This window comes from Methylobacterium sp. GC_Met_3 (assembly GCF_026540775.1).
Lineage (GTDB): Bacteria > Pseudomonadota > Alphaproteobacteria > Rhizobiales > Beijerinckiaceae > Methylobacterium.
On the sequence record NZ_JALNUL010000040.1, the window covers coordinates 19,473 to 37,633 of the forward strand.

The 18,161-nt window shown below is 70.7% G+C and carries 16 protein-coding genes and 3 pseudogenes; 13 read left to right on the top strand and 6 right to left on the bottom strand.

Features of this window, described 5'->3' with window-relative positions:
* Window positions 1–45 precede the first annotated feature (45 nt).
* On the top strand, window positions 46–504 hold the full coding sequence (locus tag OXS27_RS26135) for a hypothetical protein (protein WP_267359943.1): 459 nt from the start codon (window positions 46–48) through the stop codon (window positions 502–504).
* 59 nt (window positions 505–563) lie between these two features.
* Here OXS27_RS26135 and OXS27_RS26140 read toward each other — a convergent pair whose 3' ends face one another.
* Together OXS27_RS26140 and OXS27_RS26145 are read right to left on the bottom strand one after the other, a co-directional pair.
* On the bottom strand, window positions 564–2,036 hold the full coding sequence (locus OXS27_RS26140) for a DNA modification methylase (protein WP_267359945.1): 1,473 nt from the start codon (window positions 2,034–2,036) through the stop codon (window positions 564–566).
* Window positions 2,029–3,210, bottom strand: coding sequence for a DUF5681 domain-containing protein (locus OXS27_RS26145; RefSeq protein WP_267359947.1), 1,182 nt, complete (start codon window positions 3,208–3,210; stop codon window positions 2,029–2,031). The genes OXS27_RS26140 and OXS27_RS26145 overlap by 8 nt, the downstream gene beginning before the upstream one ends.
* 807 nt (window positions 3,211–4,017) lie before the next feature.
* On the opposite strand from OXS27_RS26145, the gene OXS27_RS26150 reads away from it, so the two are divergent.
* The 5 genes and pseudogenes from OXS27_RS26150 to OXS27_RS26170 form a co-directional block, all read left to right on the top strand.
* Window positions 4,018–4,485 carry a prepilin-type N-terminal cleavage/methylation domain-containing protein gene (locus tag OXS27_RS26150; RefSeq protein ID WP_267359949.1) on the top strand — a complete coding sequence of 156 codons (468 nt, stop codon included), beginning with the start codon at window positions 4,018–4,020 and terminating at the stop codon, window positions 4,483–4,485.
* On the top strand, window positions 4,482–4,880 hold the full coding sequence (locus OXS27_RS26155; protein ID WP_267359951.1) for a type II secretion system protein: 399 nt from the start codon (window positions 4,482–4,484) through the stop codon (window positions 4,878–4,880). Before OXS27_RS26150 ends, OXS27_RS26155 begins: the two co-directional genes overlap by 4 nt.
* Window positions 4,873–5,481, top strand: a complete 609-nt coding sequence (locus OXS27_RS26160) for a prepilin-type N-terminal cleavage/methylation domain-containing protein (RefSeq protein ID WP_267359953.1) — start codon at window positions 4,873–4,875, stop codon at window positions 5,479–5,481. The genes OXS27_RS26155 and OXS27_RS26160 overlap by 8 nt, the downstream gene beginning before the upstream one ends.
* Before the next feature lie 251 nt (window positions 5,482–5,732).
* Window positions 5,733–6,059 (top strand): annotated as a pseudogene (locus tag OXS27_RS26165) (type II secretion system protein GspK); the annotation flags it as partial.
* Between the two features lie 309 nt (window positions 6,060–6,368).
* Window positions 6,369–6,926 (top strand): annotated as a pseudogene (locus OXS27_RS26170) (TonB-dependent receptor); the annotation flags it as partial.
* Window positions 6,927–7,054: 128 nt separating this feature from the next.
* Here OXS27_RS26170 and OXS27_RS26175 read toward each other — a convergent pair.
* The gene (locus tag OXS27_RS26175; RefSeq protein ID WP_243923244.1) at window positions 7,055–7,420 is read right to left on the bottom strand and encodes a helix-turn-helix domain-containing protein; all 366 of its coding nucleotides are present in this window, start codon (window positions 7,418–7,420) and stop codon (window positions 7,055–7,057) included.
* 107 nt (window positions 7,421–7,527) lie between these two features.
* Between OXS27_RS26175 and OXS27_RS26180 the strand changes: the two genes are divergently transcribed.
* Window positions 7,528–8,274, top strand: a complete 747-nt coding sequence (locus tag OXS27_RS26180) for a glucose 1-dehydrogenase (protein WP_267359956.1) — start codon at window positions 7,528–7,530, stop codon at window positions 8,272–8,274.
* A 125-nt stretch (window positions 8,275–8,399) separates the two neighbouring features.
* On the opposite strand, the gene OXS27_RS26185 is transcribed toward OXS27_RS26180, so the two are convergent.
* A complete protein-coding gene (locus OXS27_RS26185; protein ID WP_267359958.1) occupies window positions 8,400–8,858 on the bottom strand; it encodes a hypothetical protein in 459 nt (152 codons plus the stop codon).
* A complete protein-coding gene (locus OXS27_RS26190) occupies window positions 8,855–9,379 on the bottom strand; it encodes a hypothetical protein (RefSeq protein WP_267359960.1) in 525 nt (174 codons plus the stop codon). Before OXS27_RS26190 ends, OXS27_RS26185 begins: the two co-directional genes overlap by 4 nt.
* A gap of 748 nt (window positions 9,380–10,127) precedes the next feature.
* Between OXS27_RS26190 and gspG the strand changes: the two are divergent.
* The 4 genes and pseudogenes from gspG to OXS27_RS26210 all read left to right on the top strand — a co-directional run.
* Window positions 10,128–10,512, top strand: a pseudogene (gspG, locus tag OXS27_RS26195) (type II secretion system major pseudopilin GspG); the annotation flags it as partial.
* 105 nt (window positions 10,513–10,617) lie between these two features.
* A complete protein-coding gene (locus tag OXS27_RS26200; RefSeq protein ID WP_267359962.1) occupies window positions 10,618–12,204 on the top strand; it encodes an ABC transporter substrate-binding protein in 1,587 nt (528 codons plus the stop codon).
* 72 nt (window positions 12,205–12,276) lie between these two features.
* Window positions 12,277–13,776, top strand: a complete 1,500-nt coding sequence (locus tag OXS27_RS26205) for a M81 family metallopeptidase (RefSeq protein ID WP_267359964.1) — start codon at window positions 12,277–12,279, stop codon at window positions 13,774–13,776.
* 3 nt (window positions 13,777–13,779) lie between these two features.
* A complete protein-coding gene (locus tag OXS27_RS26210) occupies window positions 13,780–15,000 on the top strand; it encodes a serine hydrolase domain-containing protein (protein ID WP_267359966.1) in 1,221 nt (406 codons plus the stop codon).
* Window positions 15,001–15,008: 8 nt separating this feature from the next.
* Here the strand turns inward: OXS27_RS26210 and OXS27_RS26215 are convergent, their stop codons facing one another.
* Window positions 15,009–15,524: a cupin domain-containing protein gene (locus tag OXS27_RS26215; protein ID WP_267359968.1), complete on the bottom strand. Its 516-nt coding sequence runs from the start codon at window positions 15,522–15,524 to the stop codon at window positions 15,009–15,011.
* A gap of 193 nt (window positions 15,525–15,717) precedes the next feature.
* Between OXS27_RS26215 and OXS27_RS26220 the strand changes: the two genes are divergently transcribed.
* On the top strand, window positions 15,718–17,289 hold the full coding sequence (locus OXS27_RS26220) for an ABC transporter substrate-binding protein (RefSeq protein ID WP_267359970.1): 1,572 nt from the start codon (window positions 15,718–15,720) through the stop codon (window positions 17,287–17,289).
* A 165-nt stretch (window positions 17,290–17,454) separates the two neighbouring features.
* Window positions 17,455–17,922, top strand: a complete 468-nt coding sequence (locus OXS27_RS26225) for a hypothetical protein (protein ID WP_243923216.1) — start codon at window positions 17,455–17,457, stop codon at window positions 17,920–17,922.
* Window positions 17,923–18,161: the final 239 nt, after the last annotated feature.

Here is an 18,161-nt window from a genome sequence, read left to right on the forward strand (position 1 = left end):
CTGCCCGGTGGCAGGTGCGGACCGAGCGCGGGCCGGGAGCGATCCATGAACACCGGGACGGGCGTCTTTGTGCTGCGCGATGCGCAGACTCTGGTGGCGATGCAGGCGGCGAGCTTTGCCACCGAGGACGACTTCCAGCGCCTGCTGGCCTCCTTCCCCGAGCTGCACGCCGGCGACGAGATCGACCCCGAGGGGCCGCGCCGCTTCATGCTGGTGGCGCGGGAGAAGGGCATCGCAGCCGAGGAGGGCGGGGCGGACGGGACGATGGCGGTGTACTTCGAGTATATGCTCGCCAAGCCGGTGTTCGACGATCTCGGGCTGCGGCAGGCGCTGCTCGACCGGCTGAACGCGGTGCCGGGCATCCGATTGCCACTGGACGCGGTATCTAAGCGCAAGACCATCCTGCTCGCACCGCTCACCCCCGAGGCCACCGCCGGCTTCCTCGAAGCGATGGACCGGTTCGTTGACACGCTGCGCGCCGGCGCCTCAGCGACGAACGCGTAGCGACGCTGGAGCCGACGCCCTCATGTGCAGCCTCGTGCCACCCGAGAGTCGGGGGCGGGTCATGACCCGCGGGCTGGCCGAGATCGGCCGACGCGACGTCCATCACTCGTTGCGCTCCCCGACCGAACCGGGGCCGGTTCGGATGCACGACGGGACGCGAGCGCGGCAAATGTCTCGCCGCTCTGCAGATGGACGGCCTCGGTCTTTGTCGTGTCCTCGAAACGCCGGATGATGAGATCGACATAGAGCGGGTCGATCTCGATCCCGACGCAGCGCCGACCTGTCAGCTCGGCAGCGATCAGGGTCGAGCCGGACCCAAGGAAGGGATCGAGCACGGTCTCACCGCGATCGGTTACGTCGAGCAGCGCATCCTTCAGCATCGCCACGGGCTTCACCGTCGGGTGATCGGCGAGACCCCGCCGTGCGTCGGATCCAGCCGTCGAAGCGCCAGGATAGGTCCAGAGATTCGTGCGCCAGCGTCCGTTCTGCCCGAGCTTCACGTTGTTGCGGTGGGGTGCGTGTCCTTTTTTGAACAGCGGCATCAGCTCGTGCTGCGACCGGTACAGGCCGCCCATCCCAGCGTTGGTCTTGCCCCAGACGATGAGGTTCAGCTGTTCCAACCCGAGGCGACCTGCGGCGCGGTCGACCGCGCTCAACCCCCGCCAGTCGATGAAGGTCGCCAGCAGCCCGCCATCGACCAGACACTCCGCAGCCTGGCTCATCCAAGCGTCGTTGAAGCGGGCGAACTGCTCGTCGCTCATCTCGCCGCTCGCCATCGCGAACTCGCGATGATCGCCGCGCGTCACATGTCCGGCGATAGCCACGTTGTAGGGTATATCGGTCAGCACAAGGCGCACCGGTCCAACCGCGAGCTTACCCAGCCAGTCGGCTGCCTCGCGCGCGTCGCCGCAGACGACCCGGTGATCGCCGCAGCTGAAGACATCGCCCTGTCGCGTCACGCCGATCGCGGCTGGGTTCGGCACGAGATCGGCCGGGTCGGGTTCATCATCCTCATCCCCGAGCCGGATCGCGTCGATCAGCACGGTGTCGATCCCGACGACCTCGATCGGCGCCCCCGCGACCACCAGCTCACGCAGGATGACCGCGATGGATGCGAGGTCGTAAGTCGCCTTCTCGGAGAGCACGTTCACGCCGAGCCTGATGAGCTCCCATTGCTCCGGCGTCGTGACCTCGACCAGCACGCACGGGATGGTTTCGAGGCCGAGGCGCTTGGCCGCTTCGACCCGGCTGACCCCGTCGAGAATCCTGTCATCCGTATCGATCAAGACGGGATCAACGAACCCCACGGTCGCGATGCAGGCCGCGATCTGCGCCACATGCGTCTCATCGAGCTTATGGATCTTCCGCTCCGCAGGGCGAAGGTTCGCGGGATCACGCCGGACCATGCACAGGTTCGGCATGAGGTCGTTACGACGCGGCGTCGTGAGGCTGGGGACGGAAGCCGGCTGCTTCCTGCGGGCCCTGCGCTCGGCATCCCGCTTCAGCAGGGCGGCCTTCAGGTTCCTAGACATCGCGCTGTCCTCCCAGGCGGGTCCGTGTTCGGGCGCGCGGCAGGGGCGGCAGCGGATGGGCCGCCGGCGCGGTCACGGAGGGGTCCGGCGGGCGCGAGCGCGTCCTGATCCGTGCGGGCGGCGCCGACGCGATCGGTCGATCCGCGAGCAGGCGCTCCAGCGTCGTCTCGATCGGCGGGATCGGCCCGTAGACACGCTGGTATTCCTCGAGCAACCGGGCCTTGACCGTCGGCAGCAGGAGCCTCCACGCGTGCTTCTGCCGAGCTGCCAACTCCGCCTTCTGGCCGACCGTGAGGCGGGGCCGACGCCGCGCCTTGGGCGGCGGCGAGAGAAGGCCGAGCCCGTCCAGCATGATCAGGAGTTCCTTCACCTGCTGGTGTGCCCCGCACACGCCGTGCATCGCCGCGGTGAACAGCTGCCGGACCGCCACGGCGATCGCCGTCGCCTTGCGCGTGCGTCCGCCGGACGAGACGCCGATGAGCTTCATCATGGCCTTGCGGTGGGCGTCCCAGGGATCACCGGTGGCCCGCGCCGCGCCCGAAGGGTTGCCGCTTTGGCCAGATTGCCAGCGCGTGTGCACCGGCGGCTTGCGGTAGCCAACCTCGGATCCCCCGGCCCGACGCCGCTGCGCCGCCATCCGCCGCGCCGCGGCGCGTTCGACCCCGGGCCTGATGGCGTCGACCTCTGGCTTCCACTCGAAGGGCACGAGCGTTCGGATCGGACGGCTGCTTGGATAGTGGGCCTCGTACGCCCGCTGGATCTCCGGCAGGATCCTGCAGCAGATATGCGCCGCTTGCAGATTAGCGTGATCGCAGAGCAGCGCGTCACGGGCCAGCCTCTGTTTTGTGGCTGCGATGTCCATATCTTCCGTCTTGGAAGCGTGCAAAATACTCTTGTCGATGAGGAATTTGGTCAGCCACGTCTGTTGACGTATGGCGCTGATCACGCCGCGCGCCGCATCCTCGCTAGTTTTATCGAAGTAGACGTCGAGGAGAAACCTCCTCTTGACGCTGCCGTTCTCCCGAACCTCGATCAGACCGAAGGTCGCCGTCCGGATATGGTTGATCGGGCTGTTGGAGCCGAGGCGCTCGATCTCGGCTGCAGCTTCCTGGCGTCGGCGTTTGTTCTTGAACGCGGTACGGGCCATCTGGGCGCCCTCCATCTGCGCCAGCACGCACGCGGGATCGCGTGCGAGTCAGGCGGCAAGGAAAGTGCCCCGGGCATCCCGGCGCTTGCTCCGTCGGAAAGACGGATCGCAGATTGACCGTGTGTATGTCAATCAAAAATTCCGGCGGCAGCTTGAAAGCTGGCAGCTTCATAGCTCAGCCTGAACCGATATACCTTCCGTTCGTTTTTGGCCGAGTGATAGGTCCACTCATATCTTTGGCTGAGTTCGCGGAATAGCTCAGAGCTGTTTCTGTGCCGACCACCGCCCGTTAGATCGACTCCGGTGTGGCGCGCTCTGAGGCGACCGCGAAGAGATGCGCGGGTTCGTCAGCGTCGCGACGTCTCCTTCGACCCCTCGACCTCGAACGGTTCTCTGCCAATCCGCAAAAAGATCCCTGCCCCGCGCGTAAGGAATCCCTGCGTGAGCCTTGGGCAATCCCTGCTCGTTAGCTGGAAAGTCCCTGCACGGACCCGCGCGAACCAGAGACCAGTTCGAGCCTGACTGCCCGCACCACCACTTATTTTTCGCGTTGAAAAATCGAGTGGTGGTAAGGGTTTACTAGAACAGCATTCAGTTTTTCGTGCCTGTGCGGAACGGGTTTCCCGTCTCCGCTGACGCGCGCGGCACAGAACAGCGCAGGTTGAGCGCGCTCGGCGACCGGCTGCGGACGTTGCCATCGGCTGGCGCGGGTGTCGGCAAAAGACCCATCTTGCTCCGTATCGCTCCTCCGGAAACCCGATTTTTACCCTAATCCGGCTACGGGACGGCGTCCGCGGAGCCGCAGAGGCACAGACGAGAGGGCGCGTCGCGACGGTGTCGGCGGAAGGATCGATCAGGAACGGGGCCGGAGACGCAGGCTTCACCCTCGTCGAGATGCTCGTGACCCTTGCAATCATCGGCCTCGCTGCCGGGCTCGCGGTCCAGTTCGCCGGCAGCTTCAACACCGGGCGCCGCGCCGGACGCCTGTCCGGGGTGATCGCCGCCGAGATCGGCCTCCTGCACGCGGAGGCGCTCCGCTCCGCGCCGACGACGCGCCTCACCTTCGAGCCCGCATCGGGCCGGTTCCTCAGCTCCCGGGCGGGCGCCGCGCCGATCCCGACCGCGCCGATCCCGGTCCGCATCGAGACCGCGGGAGCGGCAGCAGGCATGCCGCCCGAGATCCGGTTCCTGCCGGATGGCGGCTCCAGCGGCGGCCGCATCGTGCTCGGGCTCCCCGGCGGCGGCGCCATCCTGTCGGTCAGCCTCCTCACCGCCCGCGTCGACCGGGAGGCGATCCGGTGAGCCCACTGACGCCCATCCGAGAGACCGGCGGCGAGGACGGCTTCACGATTGTCGAGGTGTTGGTGGCCTTCGCGGTTGCCGCACTCGGTATCCTGCTCGCCCTGCAGATCGCGGGCGAGACCACGCTCGGCCTGCGCCGGGTCGCGGCCCTGCGCATCGAGGCCGATGAGGCCGAGGCCGTTTGCCTGCGGCGGGTCGCGGCCGGCTCCCTCTCGCCCGGCATCGTCGAGGGCCGCTTCTCGAACGGGCAACCGTGGACACTCACCGTCAGCGACAGCCGCCCGGTCCTCCCGGCACGCCGGGGACCGCCCCTGTGGCGCATCCGCCTGAGCCGCGGTGGGCTGGACGGCGCGGCGCTCTACACCACCCTGATCCCGGGCAAGCCCGATGCCTGACCGGAGCCCCGACGCGAGCCGGGCGGGCTTTGCCCTGGTGGAGGTGCTGGTCTCCCTGGCGCTCGCGGCGCTCATCGCCCTGCTGCTGGTCGAGGCCGTGCGGGTCGCGGGCCGCACCGCCTCGGCGGTCGCGGCCGCGGAGCGTGCCGATCAGGTGCTGGCGGTCCGCGACCACCTGCGCCGGACCCTCGGGAGCCTCGCGAGCCGCCGCCTGGACGGCACGCGTCCGGTTCTGCTGGGCGGACCGGATACCCTCCGGGCGGCGCTCGCCGCCGACCGGGCCCTCGAACGGCCGGTGGAACGCGCTGTCACGCTCGCCGGCGCGCCACGACCCGACGGACTCTACGACCTCGTCGAGGGCCAAGCGCCCCTGGAGACCGGGACGGACGGGACGGCGCGGTCCGAGATCCTGCTGGCGGGGGTGTCCGGCCTCACCATCCGGTATCTCGGATCCCCGGCCGAGCGGCTGCCCGCCACGTGGCTGCCGGCCTGGACGCGCCCGGACCGCCATCCCGACCTCGTGGAGATCCAGATCGCCTTCGGGCCGGCGGACCGGCGGCGCTGGGACCCGCTCCTCATCGCCCCGGGCGACCGGCCGTGAGCCGGCGGGCGCAGGCGGGCGAGGACGGCTTCGTGCTGGTCTCGGTGGTGAGGGTGCTGGCCGCCGTCAGCGCGCTCCTCGCCACGGCGATCCTTCAGGCGCGCGCGAGCGCCGTGCTGGCCCGGACGCGCGCCGACCTGCTGCAGCTCCAGGGTCTGGCCGACGGGATCGCCCGCCTGATCGCCTACGATCTCGCGGACGGGCGAACCTACCGGCTCGCCGGTTTGTCGCTTCCGGAGGACGGCAGCGTCGTGGCCTGCCCGCTCGCGGAGGAGCGGACGGCCTATCTGTCCGTCGAGGACCAGGGCCGCCTGATCGACCTCAACCGGACCCCGCGGCCCGCCCTGGAGGAGGCGTTCCGCGCCCTCGGCGTGCCGGACCGGGCGGCCCTCGCCCTCGGCGCGGAGATCGTGGATCACCGGGATCCCGATGACATCCCTGAGCCGAATGGCGGGGCCGAGCTGGCGCAGTACCGAGCCCGCTTCCTGCCGTACGGTCCGCGCAACGCTCCGTTCCTCAGCGTGGACGAGATAGGTCGGTTGCCGTCGATGACCGCCGAGATCTCAGCGCGGCTCCAGCCGGCGCTGACGGATTACAACGAGGGCGGGACCTTCGATCGCGCGGCCCTGGTGCAACGGCTCCAGCCCGCGGCGGCCCCGACGCTCGCCGGGGAGAGCCGTCCCGTTCCCTCGCCGCGCCAGTATTTCCGTCTGTCGGTGACGGTCATGCACGGTGACGTGCGGGCGGGCCGGAGGGGCGTCTACGCGCTGGGCGGCACGCGGACCGGAACCGATTTCTTGGTCTGGCAGCCGGGCGTCACCGACCGTCCGGCGCCGGCGGCCGATCATCCGGCCTGTCCGGCCATTCGCGCTGCCCTCGCAGGGCCGATCTACGCCAACTACGCGCTGATCGACGCCACTTTCCAGTTCAACCAGACGCTGCCCTCGCCGAACAACCCGCTGGCCGGCACCGGCGCGTCCGGTGGCGCGACGAACGGTGACCTGATCCCGAACGGCGGGATCCGCGTGCGGCCGGGCGACAAGATCCCGCTGATCCCGGATCATCAGATCAAGGCCGGGTTCGAGTACACCATCACCCCGAACTGGCGCTTCGGCCTCAACGTTTCGGCCTTCTCGTCGTCCTACTTCCGCGGCGACGAGTCGAACCTCAACCGCAAGCTGCCGGCCTACTACGTGATGAACCTGACGAAGTATCAGGTCACCAGGAACCTGGAGATCTTCGGGCTGATCACCAACCTGACGAACCAGCGTTACACGACGTTCGGAACCTTCGTGGAGCCGGGCGCGGTGGCCGGCAATCTGTCGATCAACGACCCGCGGACCACGACCCTGGCCCAGCCGCTCTCGGTCTACGCGGGCCAGACCTACCGCTTCGGTGCCGATCCGGTGCCGATGTCGCGGGAGCCGATCATCCGGAAGTACTGAACGGAGACCGCGACGCCCGGGATCGAAGAGCCGCCTTCCACGCGGCCCCTCGATCCCACAGGGCTGGATGAGGCTGCCACCGGCCACGAGGGGGCGCGACGTGTGGGGAGCGGTTCTCGGCGGCGCCTCTATCGCGGATCGATCGGCCCGGTCGAGCATGAGCCGGAGCCGCCATCCGATGCGTAGGCATTGAGGATCCCTGCCAGCAGACCGGGAAAGCGCGCCTCGACCTCGGCCCATCGGGAATGATTGCGCACCTCGGTGCCATGACGTTCGCTGCGGATCAGGCCGGCCTCGCGCAGCACCTTGATATGGTTGGACAACGACGATTTCGGGATGACCCGCTCCCCGAGCGACGCGACGGCCGAGCAGGCCTCGACGCAGCCCGCCTGCATGATCTTCGCGAACATCGCCGCCCGGCCCGGGTCGGCCAGCGCATGCAGGATCGCCTCCGGGCGCACGTCCTCGATGGCAGGGTGAAACAGGGGTCTCATCAAACATCCATATGGGGTCTTGAACGAAGCTCCATAAGTTCCGAAGTTCCGAACTATGGGATCAAGGGACCCCGATCCGGGGCCGACCCAGACGGAGCGTAGCACACATGTCGAAGCTGAAAGGCAAGGTCGCGGTCGTGACCGGGGCATCAAAGGGCATCGGGGCCGGCATCGCCAAGGCGTTGGCGGCCGAGGGTGCGGCCGTGGTGGTGAATTACGCATCCAGCAAGGCGGGCGCCGACGCCGTCGTAGCGGCGATCGCCGAGGCCGGCGGCCGTGCCGTCGCGGTGCAGGGCGACGTCTCCAAGGCGTCCGAGGCGCAGGGACTGATCGAGGCGACGGTCGAGCAGTTCGGCCGGCTCGACGTGCTGGTCAACAATTCCGGCGTCTACGAATTTGCGGCCATCGAGGCGGTGACGGAGGACCACTACCGGCGCCTGTTCAACATCAACGTCCTCGGCGTCCTGCTGACGACGCAGGCGGCGGTGAAGCACCTCGGCGAGGGCGGGAGCATCGTCAACATCTCGTCGGCGATCACGCACGTGCATACGCCGACGACCGCGGTCTATGCGGGCACCAAGGGGGCGTTGAACGCCCTCTCGGGCGTGCTCGCCAACGAGTTGGCGCCCCGCAAGATCCGCGTGAACGTGGTGAGCCCGGGCTTCGTGGTGACCGAGGGTACGCATACGGCCGGTGTCGTCGGCTCCGACATGGAAGCCGGCTTCGTCGCACAGACGCCGCTCGGCCGCGCCGGACGACCCGACGATATCGCCGACGTGGTGGCGTTCCTGGCATCGGAGGATGCGCGCTGGTTGACCGGCGAGGTGATCACCGCCAGCGGCGGCATTCGCTGAGGCCCGCCAGAAGCCCGTGCGCGCGACCGGCGTGCACGGGAGCCCCAACCCTGACGCGGGTCGGCATCCGGCCCGGATCCGGGCCACGCCCGTCACGGCCCCCTCACGCGCTGGCGCGGCGCGCCCTACGGACGCAGATCCAGCGACCGGTCCGTGAACGGCGCAGGGCGCAGCGTCGCGGGTTCGCCGAGGAACGCCGCCTTGAAACGGCGCCCCCGCTGGATCACGCTGACTCGGTCGGTCCCGATGGCGGTGATGCGCCAGTCGCCGCGGCCGTCGCCGGGGGCGAGCCAAGTCGGGTCGCCGCTGCCGTCGTCGATGAAGGCCCGCACCGCCACCCCATCGCGGCGGATCCCGCGCAGCACGAGGACCGGTGGCACGGGGTCCGGCCGCTGGATCAGGTCGCGGCTGCCCTCGGCCGTCCAGGCGCGCCGGCTCGGATCGAACAGCGGCCGGCGGAGCGCTGAGCCCTCGGCGGGGACCGCCTCAGCCGGCGGCTCCCGAGCCGGGGGCAGGTCGATCGCGACCGGCCAGAGCTGCACACCCAGAGCCGCGAGGCCCGCGAGCTCGAGGGACGCCCTCACGGTCTCGTTCCCGCGCGCAGAGGTGCGATCACCCCGCGGGCCGTCACGGCGAGGTGCAGGATCGTCGGGTGGCCGATCTCGGCATCGGCCGGGCGCACGACCGACAGGTCGGCATCCTCCACGACGACGCGGGGCGCCTCGGTATCGAGGGCGTGCAACAGCCCGTGCAGGCCCGCGGATGTGCCGCGCAGCAGGCCGCGCAGGCGCGGCAGGTCGGGCCGCGCCGGGTCGGGCTCGAGGACGGCCCCGTCGATGACGATGGCCCGCTCGGCCGCCAGGGCGTCGAGGCGGCCGCGGAAAGCGGCCAGCAGCGTATCGCCATCCGCCGCCACGAGGGGCGGCCGCGCCCGCTGACGCTGGGCCAGCGCCCGCGCCCGGTGGAGGCGGTCGCGGGCGGCCTCGATCGCGTGCGACGCGTCGCGGAGGGCCGAGAGCGGCGCTGCCGCCGCGGCCACGACGAGGCCGAGGGCGGCGAACCGCACGAGGAACGGCCGGGTGGCGAGGTCCCGGATCCGCATCATCGGCCGCCCCCCCGCAACGGCCCGCGGCAGCTGGACGACGAGCCGGCGCCGCCCCCCCCGGTTCGTCCTCGGCGCTGCGGAGCGCGGGTGGGCCAAGGCCCGCGACCCCGGTAGAGCCGTGGCCGCCCGCGCTGCGATCGGGCGCGGCTCTAAGTCCTTGTTGTGACGCGCTCTCTTGCGCCGAACCGGTATCCACTTCGGCGGAGAGCGCTCCAAGGGCGGCGAGCGCCGCGGCCTCGTCGGCGGCCGAGAGGGTGACGCCCACGCCGTCGCGGTCGAGGTGGAGCGCCACCGCGGAGGCGCCGTCCGGAAGCGCCGCCGCGAGGGCGTCCCAGACCGGCACCGGTGGTAGCGCCCGGCCGGCCTCGATCGCCGCCAGGCCGGCCTGGACGGGTTGCGGCAGGGGCGGTCCAGCCTCCCGCCGCGCGGCCGCCAAGGCCGTGTCGAGGGCGGCCAACTCCGTCTCCTGATGCCCGCGCCAGCCCCAGAACGCCGCGAGCAGCAGCAGCACAGCCCCGCCGATCAGAACGCGATCGCCGGTCCGCCCGTCGCCCAGCAGTGACGGCAGGGCGCGATGCCCGTGGCTCAGCAGATCGACGGGCAGTGTCTGCTCCGCGCTCGAACCCACCGTCACGGGACCGGCCGGCAGCCCGGCCCGGGAGCAACACGACTCGGATCGGATTAGTTCGATGGGACAAACGCACGCCGGAAGCCAAACGTGTAGATTGAATACAGGGTAGGATGGCTTCTCCCTCGTTGAAATTCCGGTTGTTTTGGCGATCATCGGCATGATCGCCAGCCTCGTGACGCCGCAGGTGCTCGGCTATCTCGGCCGCGCCAAGGGCGAGACGGCCCGGATCCAGGTGAAGAACATCGCCCAGTCGGTGGAGCTCTATTACCTCGACCTCGGCGTCTATCCGACCTCGGACCAGGGGCTGGCGACGCTGGTCCAGCCGACCGGGCCGGCCTGGCCGGGCCCCTCTGTCCGCGACGCCCGCGGCCTGACCGATCCCTGGGGCCGGGCCTACCTGTATCGGTCGCCGAGCAGCCAGGGGCCCTACGAGGTTTATTCCCTCGGCAGCGACGGACAGGTCGGCGGCACGGGCGACGCCGCCGACGTGGCGAGCCAGTGAGGACGGCCCCGGATTTGCCTCGTCGCCCCGCCGGCGCCACTCTGCAGCGCGTTACGAGGCGAAGGGCGCACGACTTCTGATGGTAACAAGCACGGTTGAGCGGCCATGAGGCGCCGCAACGTCCTCGGGGGGCTGGCCGCCGCGTCCGTGGCCCCTGCTTGCCTGGCCCGGCCGGCATTGGCGCAGCCCACCAAGGTCCTGCGCTTCATCCCGGAAAGCGACGTCGCGGTCATCGATCCGATCTGGACGACCGCGACCGTGACGCGCAACCACGGCTACCTCGTCTTCGACACCCTCTACGGGCAGACCGCGCGCTACGATTTCCAGCCGCAGATGGTGGCGGGCCACACGGTCGAGGCGGAGGGCCGCCTCTGGCGGCTCACCCTGCGCGAGGGCCTGCGCTTCCACGACGGCGAGCCGGTGCTGGCCCGCGACGCAGTGGCGAGCATCCGCCGGTTCGCCGCCCGCGACGCCTTCGCCCGGGCGCTGATGGAGGCTACCGACGAACTCACCGCCGCCTCCGACCGCGAAATCGTGTTCCGCCTCAAGCGGCCCTTACCGCTGCTGCCCGCGGCGCTCGGCAAGACCGGCACGTCGATGCCCTGCATCATGCCGGAGCGTCTGGCGAAGACCGACCCCAACGTCCAGGTCACCGAGATGGTCGGCTCCGGGCCGTTCCGCTTCAAGGCGGACGAGCGGGTGCCGGGGGCGCTTACTGTCTACGAGCGCTTCGACGGCTACGTACCGCGCCCGGACGGCACGGCGAGCTTCACCGCCGGGCCGAAGCGCGCGCATTTCGACCGCGTCGAGTGGCGGATCGTGCCCGATGCTTCCACGGCGGCGAGCGCGCTGGCGGCCGGCGAAGTCGACTGGTGGCAGAACCCGACGCCGGACCTGCAGGGGCTGCTCCGGTCCAAGCCGGGGGTCCGGCTGGAGGTGCTCGATCCGGTCGGTGGCATCGGCTGCCTGCGCTTCAACCACCTGCATCCGCCCTTCGATAACCCCGCGATCCGCCGGGCGCTGCTCGGTGCCATCGACCAGACCGAGTTCATGAGCGCGGTCGCGGGCGACGAGCGCGCTTTGTGGAAGGATCATGTCGGCGTCTTCTGCCCCGATGCGCCGATGGCGACCCGGGCGGGCACCGAGGTTCTGGTGGGCCCGCGCGACTTCGGCGCGGTGAAACGCGCCCTCACGGAGGCCGGCTACCGGGGCGAGCGCGTGGTCATGCTCGATCCGAGCGATTATCCCGCCACCCACCCGCTGGCCCTGGTGGCCGCCGAGGCGTTCCAGAAGTGCGGGCTGAACGTCGACCTCGTCGCGATGGATTGGGGGACCCTGGTGCAGCGCCGGGCGAGCCGCCAGCCCCCCGACAAGGGCGGCTGGAGCACCTTCGTCACCTACCTGAACGGCACCAACAACTTCGATCCCGCCGGCCAGCTCGGCATCCGCGGCAATGGCGATCAGGCCTGGTTCGGCTGGCCCCGGGCGCCACGGCTGGAGGAGCTGCGCGCGCAATGGTTCGCCGCACCCGATCCCGCGGCACAGAAGGCGATCTGCGCCGAGATCCAGCGGCAGTTCTTCATCGACGTGCCGTACCTGCCGCTCGGCGCCTATTACGAGGCGACGGCCTCCCGCGGACTGACCGGCCTGCGCACCGGCTTCCCGCAATTCTACGACGTCCGGCCGGCCTAGCGGCCTAGCCCCCTCCCCCGCGCCGAACCGGCCTCCGCATCGACGGAGCGCACCCCGAGGAGACCGCAGCCGATGCGCATCGCCGTGCTCCAGTTCACCCACGAGACCGTGACGTTCCTGCCGAACGACACGACGCGCGACGACTTCATCTATCCGGGCTCCCCGGCGGGCGGGGAGGCGCTGCTCGCCACCGACCCCAAGGGCTACATGGGCGGTTTCGTCCAGGTCGCCCGGGAATTCGAGGGGGTCGACCTCGTCGGCCTCACCTCGCCGCTCTGGCCGCGCACCGGCATCGGCTCGGGCTGGGTGACGCAGGACGCGTTCGCGCATTTCCTCGACGCGATGCTGGCGGAACTGGAGGCGGGCGCGCCGTTCGACGGGGTCTACCTCGCGCTGCACGGCGCGATGGCGGTGCGCGGCGTGCCGCGCCCCGAGGCCGAGATCGCCCGGCGGGTGCGGGCCATCGTGGGGCCGGGCGTGCCCATCGCGGCGACCTTCGACCCGCACGGCAACGAGGATGCGGAGTTCCTGCGCCACGCCGACATGGCGTTCGCGGTGAAGTACTTCCCGCACTACGACATGCATCTTCAGGGGCAGCGCGCGGCGCGGATGCTGGTGCGGACGATCCGCGGCAGCTTCCGGCCGGCGCACCGGACGATCCCGATCCCGATCCTCGCGCCGACCGTGGTGATGTGGACCGGCGCCTCGCCGTGGTCCGACCTGATCCAACGCGCCTTGGTCTGGGAGGCGCGGGAGCCCGACGTCTTCGTCAACGTGTATTTCGGCTTCCCCTGGTCAGACGTGCCGGATGCCGGCATGGCGGTCCAAGTTCTGACGAACGGCGATCCCGCCCTCGCCGACCGGATCGCCCGCGACATGGCGGCCTGGACGTGGCGGCACCGCGCGGCCCTGGTGTCGAGCGTCGCGATCCACCCGATGCGGGACGGAATCGCCATGGCATCCGAGGCTGCGCGGGCGGGCGACGCGCCGGTCGTGCTCGCCGATTACAGCGACCGCTCGGGCCGGGCGACGTGGCTCCTCGCCGAGGTGCTGGCCCAGGGGCTGGAGCGCACGCTGATCGCAACGGTCGCCTCGCCCACACTCCTGGACCGGCTGCTGGCCGAGGACGTGAAGGCCGGCGATCCGTTCGACGCGGAGGTCGGCGGCCCCGTAGCCGGCGAGGCGGAACCCTCCGCAGGCGTCCCGGTCCGCGTCACCGGCACGGTGTGCGCGGTCGTCGCGGGCACGACCGGCCGGGGCGCCGGCACCTGGCTCTGCGTCGCCTTCGGCCGGGGCAACGTGCTGGTCCTCAGCCCCTACCTCGTCCAGATCATGGAGCCGTCGGAACTCTGGGATCTTCGCCTGAAGCCGGAGGATTTCGACGTGGTGGCGATCAAGTCCCGGGTGCATTTCCGCCGGGGTTTCGACGATGGTGGCTATGCGCGGACGATCCTGCTGGTCGAGCCGCCCGAGCCGTTCGTCGGGACGGTCCACCTGGACGCCCTCCCCTACCAGCACCTCAAGCCGGGCGACTTCTATCCCTACGGCGATCCCGCCTTCGACGCCGGATAGCGGATGGTCCGTTCCGGCGATGCCGTCGCGGCGGCCCCGCGCTACATCGGCGCCATGCGGAACGCGCCGGTCTTCTCCCTCCCCCGCCTCGATCGCCTCGGCGACCGCTTGGCTGACGATGTCGCGAGCGGCGCGATCGCGGGGGCCGACCTGCTCGTCGGCGGGACGGGCGGGGACATCTGGCGGCGCATCGTTGGCTTCCGCGACCGCGTCGCGGGTGACGACCTGAAGCCCGACGCGCTCTGGCGCATCTACTCGATGACCAAGGTCGTCGTCTCGGTCGCCGCCATGGTCCTAGCCGAGCGCGGCGCCCTACGCCTCGATCAGCCGGTCGCGGATTTCATCCCCGCTTTCGGACGCCTCGCCGTGCAGGACCCGGAGGGCGGCGGCAGGCCGGCCAGGAGCGCGCCGACCGTTCAGGATCTGCTGCGCCACACTGCCGGGATCGCGTACGGCTATCTCGGCGATGGACCGACGCGGCGGGCCTACGAGGCCGACGGCCTGCTCGCCGAGGATCTCAACAACGCGGCCTTCGCCGAGCGGATCGCCCGCCTGCCGCTGGAGCACGAGCCCGGCACGGTCTGGCACTACTCGCACGCCACCGACATCCTCGGCCGCGTTCTGGAGGTGGCCGGCGGCGCGGATCTGCAGGGCGTCCTCGATGCGACCCTCCTGGGGCCGCTCGGGCTCGCCGACACCCGGTTCCGAATCCCGACGGCGCTGGCCGGGCGCGTCGCCCAGCCGCTGCCGCAGACGCCCGGGCAGCGGCCGGTCTTCCACGATCCGACCGAGCCCCGGCGCAGCCAGCGGGGCAATGGCGGCCTCGTGTCGAGCACGGCGGATTACGCCCGCTTCCTGCGCATGCTGCTGGCCGGCGGTTCCCTCGACGGCGTGCGGATCCTGGCCCCGTCCAGCGTACGGCTCATGACGGCGGACCATCTCGGGACCGCGATCGCCAAGGCTGCCTATTACCCGCCGGGGCCGGGCTACGGCTTCGGGCTGGGGGTGGCGGTCCGGCTCGCAGCGGGCGAGGCGCCGGTGCCGGGCAGCGTCGGCGACTGGTTCTGGAGCGGCGTCGGGGGCACCTATTTCTGGGTCGATCCGGCCGCGGGCTTCTTCGCCCTCCTGATGCTGCAGACCTCCTCGGCCGCGCAGCGCCAGCACTACCGCACCCTGACCCGCGCCATGGTGTATGCCGCGCTGGAAGACGGGACCGCGGCCTGACCGATGCGTCAGGGATGCTTGTGGATCGGGTCGACCCAGTAGACCGTCTCGGGCGCCTCGGCGGCCGCGACATCGGGCAGGTTGACCACCACCGCCTCGTTGTCGGAGCGCACCAGCACGCAGTGCAGGGGCTCGTCGGTCGAGGCATTGATTTCCTGGTGGGGCACGAAGGGCGGCACGAAGATGAAGTCGCCCGGGCCAGCTTCCGCGACGTATTCCAGCCGCTCGCCCCAGCGCATCCGCGCCCGGCCCGAGACCACGTAGATCACGCTCTCGAGCTCGCCGTGATGATGCACGCCGGTCTTGGCGTCGGGCTGGATCGCCACCGTGCCGGCCCAGATCTTCTGGGCGCCGACCCGGGCGGCGTTGATCGCCGCCTGCCGGAACATGCCGGGGGTCTGCGCGGTGTTGGCGTCGAGCCGGTCGCCCGGGATCACCCGCACCCCGTCGTGCTTCCAGCGCTCGGCGATGTCGGGCTCATGCGCGTGGTCGTGGGCGTGATGGGCGTCGCCGTCGTCGTGCATGTCGGATCCTCCGGGCCCATCATCGCACGGCCGGGACGTTCTGCGAAAAGCCCGCGTCGCGATGGGTCCGGGCGGGCGGTCAGCACGGAATCGACGGGCTGGGGTTAACGTGCGGAAATTGCACCCAACGCCGGACGTTCGCCCTCTGGTCCGGGGGTTGCTACGATCGCACCTCTCGGGATCAGGAGCACGGATGAAGCGCCGCACATTCCTCGCCGCGGGGGCCGCGACCCTGGCGGCACCGGTGGTGGGCCGGGCTCAGGGCAGCCGGGTCCTGCGCATGGTGCCCCAGGCGAACCTGACCTCGATCGACCCGATCTGGACGACGGCGATCGTCACGCGCAACCACGCCTACGTCATCTACGACACGCTGTTCGGCCTCGATTCCGGCCTGCAGCCCCAGCCGCAGATGGCCGCCGGCCATCGTGTCGAGGCGGATGGGCGCCGGGTCACCATCACGCTGCGCGAGGGCCTGCGCTTTCACGATGGCACGCCGGTCCTGGCGCGGGACTGCGTCGCCAGCATCCGGCGCTGGGCGGCGCGGAACGGTTTTGGCCAGGTGCTGATGGCGGCGACCGACGAACTCAGCGACGACAACGACACGACGATCGTGTTCCGGCTCAAGGAACCGTTCCCGCTGCTTCCGAACGCGCTGGCGAGCGTCAGCCAGCCCGCCTTCATCATGCCCGAGCGGATCGCCCGCACCGATCCGTTCAAGCAGATCACCGACGCCACCGGCTCGGGCCCGTTCCGCTGGAAGGCCGACGAATTCAATTCCGGCAGCCTGATGGTCTATGAGCGGCACGCCGGCTACGTGCCGGGCCCCGGTGCGCCGAGCCTGACGGCCGGCGGCAAGGTCGCGCATTTCGACCGGATCGAGTGGCAGATCATCGCCGACGGCGCCACGGCGGCCGCGGCTCTCCAGAACGGCGAGATCGACTGGTACGAGCAGCCGCCGCCGGAGTTGCAGCAGCTCCTCGCCCGCAACCGCGACATCGTCGTGGAGGGGATCGACCGGCTGACCAACCCCGCCATCCTGCGGATGAACCACCTGCACCCGCCCTTCGACGACGTCGCGGTGCGCCGGTCGGTGCTGCCGGCCATCCTCCAGAGCGACTTCATGGCGGCGGTCGCGGGTGACGATCCGGCCAACTACAACGACCGCTGCGGGATTTTCACCCCGGGCACGCCGATGGCGACGGAGGTGGGCCTGGAGGCGCTCACGGGGCCGCGCAGCCTGGACAAGGCGAAGTCCCTCCTGAAGGCGGCAGGCTACAACGGCGCGAAGGTCCGGCTGATCGGCCCGACCGACATCCTGGCGCCCTCGGCGATCACCCAGGTGGCGGCCGATCTCCTGCCCCGGATCGGCTTCAACGTGGAGGCGGCGCTCAGCGACTGGGGCACCGTGATCCAGCGCCGGGTCTCGCGCGAGCCGGTCGACAAGGGCGGCTGGTCGGTGCTGCTGACGACGTTCTCGTCCTTCGACAACGCCGACCCGGCCGCGCTCCAGCCGCTCCGGGCGAACGGTGCCAACGCGTGGTTCGGCTGGCCGACGATCCCGAAGCTGGAAACGTTGCGCACCGCGTGGTTCGCCGCCCCCGACGAGGCGGCGCGCAGGGCGATCTGCGCCGACATGCAGCGGGTGGCGCTCGACGAGGTGGTCTACGTGCCGGTCGGCTCCTACCGGTCGATGACCTCCTACCGGCGCAACCTCACGGGCCGCGTCGTAGGCTTCCCGATCCTCTGGAACATCCGGAAGGGCTGATGCGCCTCCGGGACCGGCCGCGGCGACGAGTCGTCCGATCGGGCCTTTGACCGGCCGCAGCGCGTGCCGCACACTCGGCGCGCGGCACGCCGACGACAGGCCTGCGCGATCCGGTTCCCGCGCCGCGGGCGACCATTGGTTGAAGCACCACCCCGGGAGGGACCTGTGCGCGCTGATATCCCGCTCGACGCCGCTGCCGTCACCGGCCGGGGGGCAAGCCTGCCGCGGCCGGGGCGCACCGCGCTCGTCCTGCTGACGGTCGCGGTGCTCGCGATTGCGGGGGCGGCAGCGGCCCGGGCGCCTGTGACGCGCCTCGATCCCGACCTCGTCCGGGTGATCCGCTTCATGGCGCTGATCAAGGGCGGGCTGGCGCTTGCTGCGGTCGCGGCCTGCTTCTGGCGCCTCGCCCGGCCCGCCGGCCCATGGCGCACTGCGATCTACGTCGTCGGACCGCCCGCCATGGCGGGGGCCTCCATCGCCCTCGGCGCAGTGCTGAGCCCCGCGCTCGCGGCGGCGGCCCTGCATCTCGGCCTGCTCGCGGTGGTAGCAGCCGCGCTGACCGATCGCGATTTCATCCCCGACTTACTGCTGCGCAGGCGAGCTGGATCGAGCGCACTGCGGCGGCGTCGCTGAGCGCGCCCCTTTTCCCGGGCGCATGCAGCGCCAGCGGAATGCGCCCGGGATCCAGCACAAGACGTCGCGAAGCGTCTATCGGCACCACACTGTGCCGCTGCGCGGCGCCTTGTGCACTGGATCCCGGATCACCTTCCACTTGCGTTCCAGGCGTCCGGGAAAAGGGCGCGCCGCCTCACGCGGCCGCCGCGTCCCGCTCCGGCATGGCCAGCCCCATGTGCTTATAGGCGTGCCGGGTA

What these genes read in the sequence shown, in the direction of transcription:
- OXS27_RS26135 (WP_267359943.1), top strand. Translation starts at nt 46, where the DNA reads ATGAACACCGGGACGGGCGTCTTTGTGCTGCGCGATGCGCAGACTCTG.
- OXS27_RS26140 (WP_267359945.1), bottom strand. Translation starts at nt 2,036, where the DNA reads ATGTCTAGGAACCTGAAGGCCGCCCTGCTGAAGCGGGATGCCGAGCGC.
- OXS27_RS26160 (WP_267359953.1), top strand. Translation starts at nt 4,873, where the DNA reads ATGCCTGACCGGAGCCCCGACGCGAGCCGGGCGGGCTTTGCCCTGGTG.
- OXS27_RS26175 (WP_243923244.1), bottom strand. Translation starts at nt 7,420, where the DNA reads ATGAGACCCCTGTTTCACCCTGCCATCGAGGACGTGCGCCCGGAGGCG.
- OXS27_RS26180 (WP_267359956.1), top strand. Translation starts at nt 7,528, where the DNA reads ATGTCGAAGCTGAAAGGCAAGGTCGCGGTCGTGACCGGGGCATCAAAG.
- OXS27_RS26190 (WP_267359960.1), bottom strand. Translation starts at nt 9,379, where the DNA reads ATGATGCGGATCCGGGACCTCGCCACCCGGCCGTTCCTCGTGCGGTTC.
- OXS27_RS26200 (WP_267359962.1), top strand. Translation starts at nt 10,618, where the DNA reads ATGAGGCGCCGCAACGTCCTCGGGGGGCTGGCCGCCGCGTCCGTGGCC.
- OXS27_RS26205 (WP_267359964.1), top strand. Translation starts at nt 12,277, where the DNA reads ATGCGCATCGCCGTGCTCCAGTTCACCCACGAGACCGTGACGTTCCTG.
- OXS27_RS26210 (WP_267359966.1), top strand. Translation starts at nt 13,780, where the DNA reads ATGGTCCGTTCCGGCGATGCCGTCGCGGCGGCCCCGCGCTACATCGGC.
- OXS27_RS26215 (WP_267359968.1), bottom strand. Translation starts at nt 15,524, where the DNA reads ATGCACGACGACGGCGACGCCCATCACGCCCACGACCACGCGCATGAG.
- OXS27_RS26220 (WP_267359970.1), top strand. Translation starts at nt 15,718, where the DNA reads ATGAAGCGCCGCACATTCCTCGCCGCGGGGGCCGCGACCCTGGCGGCA.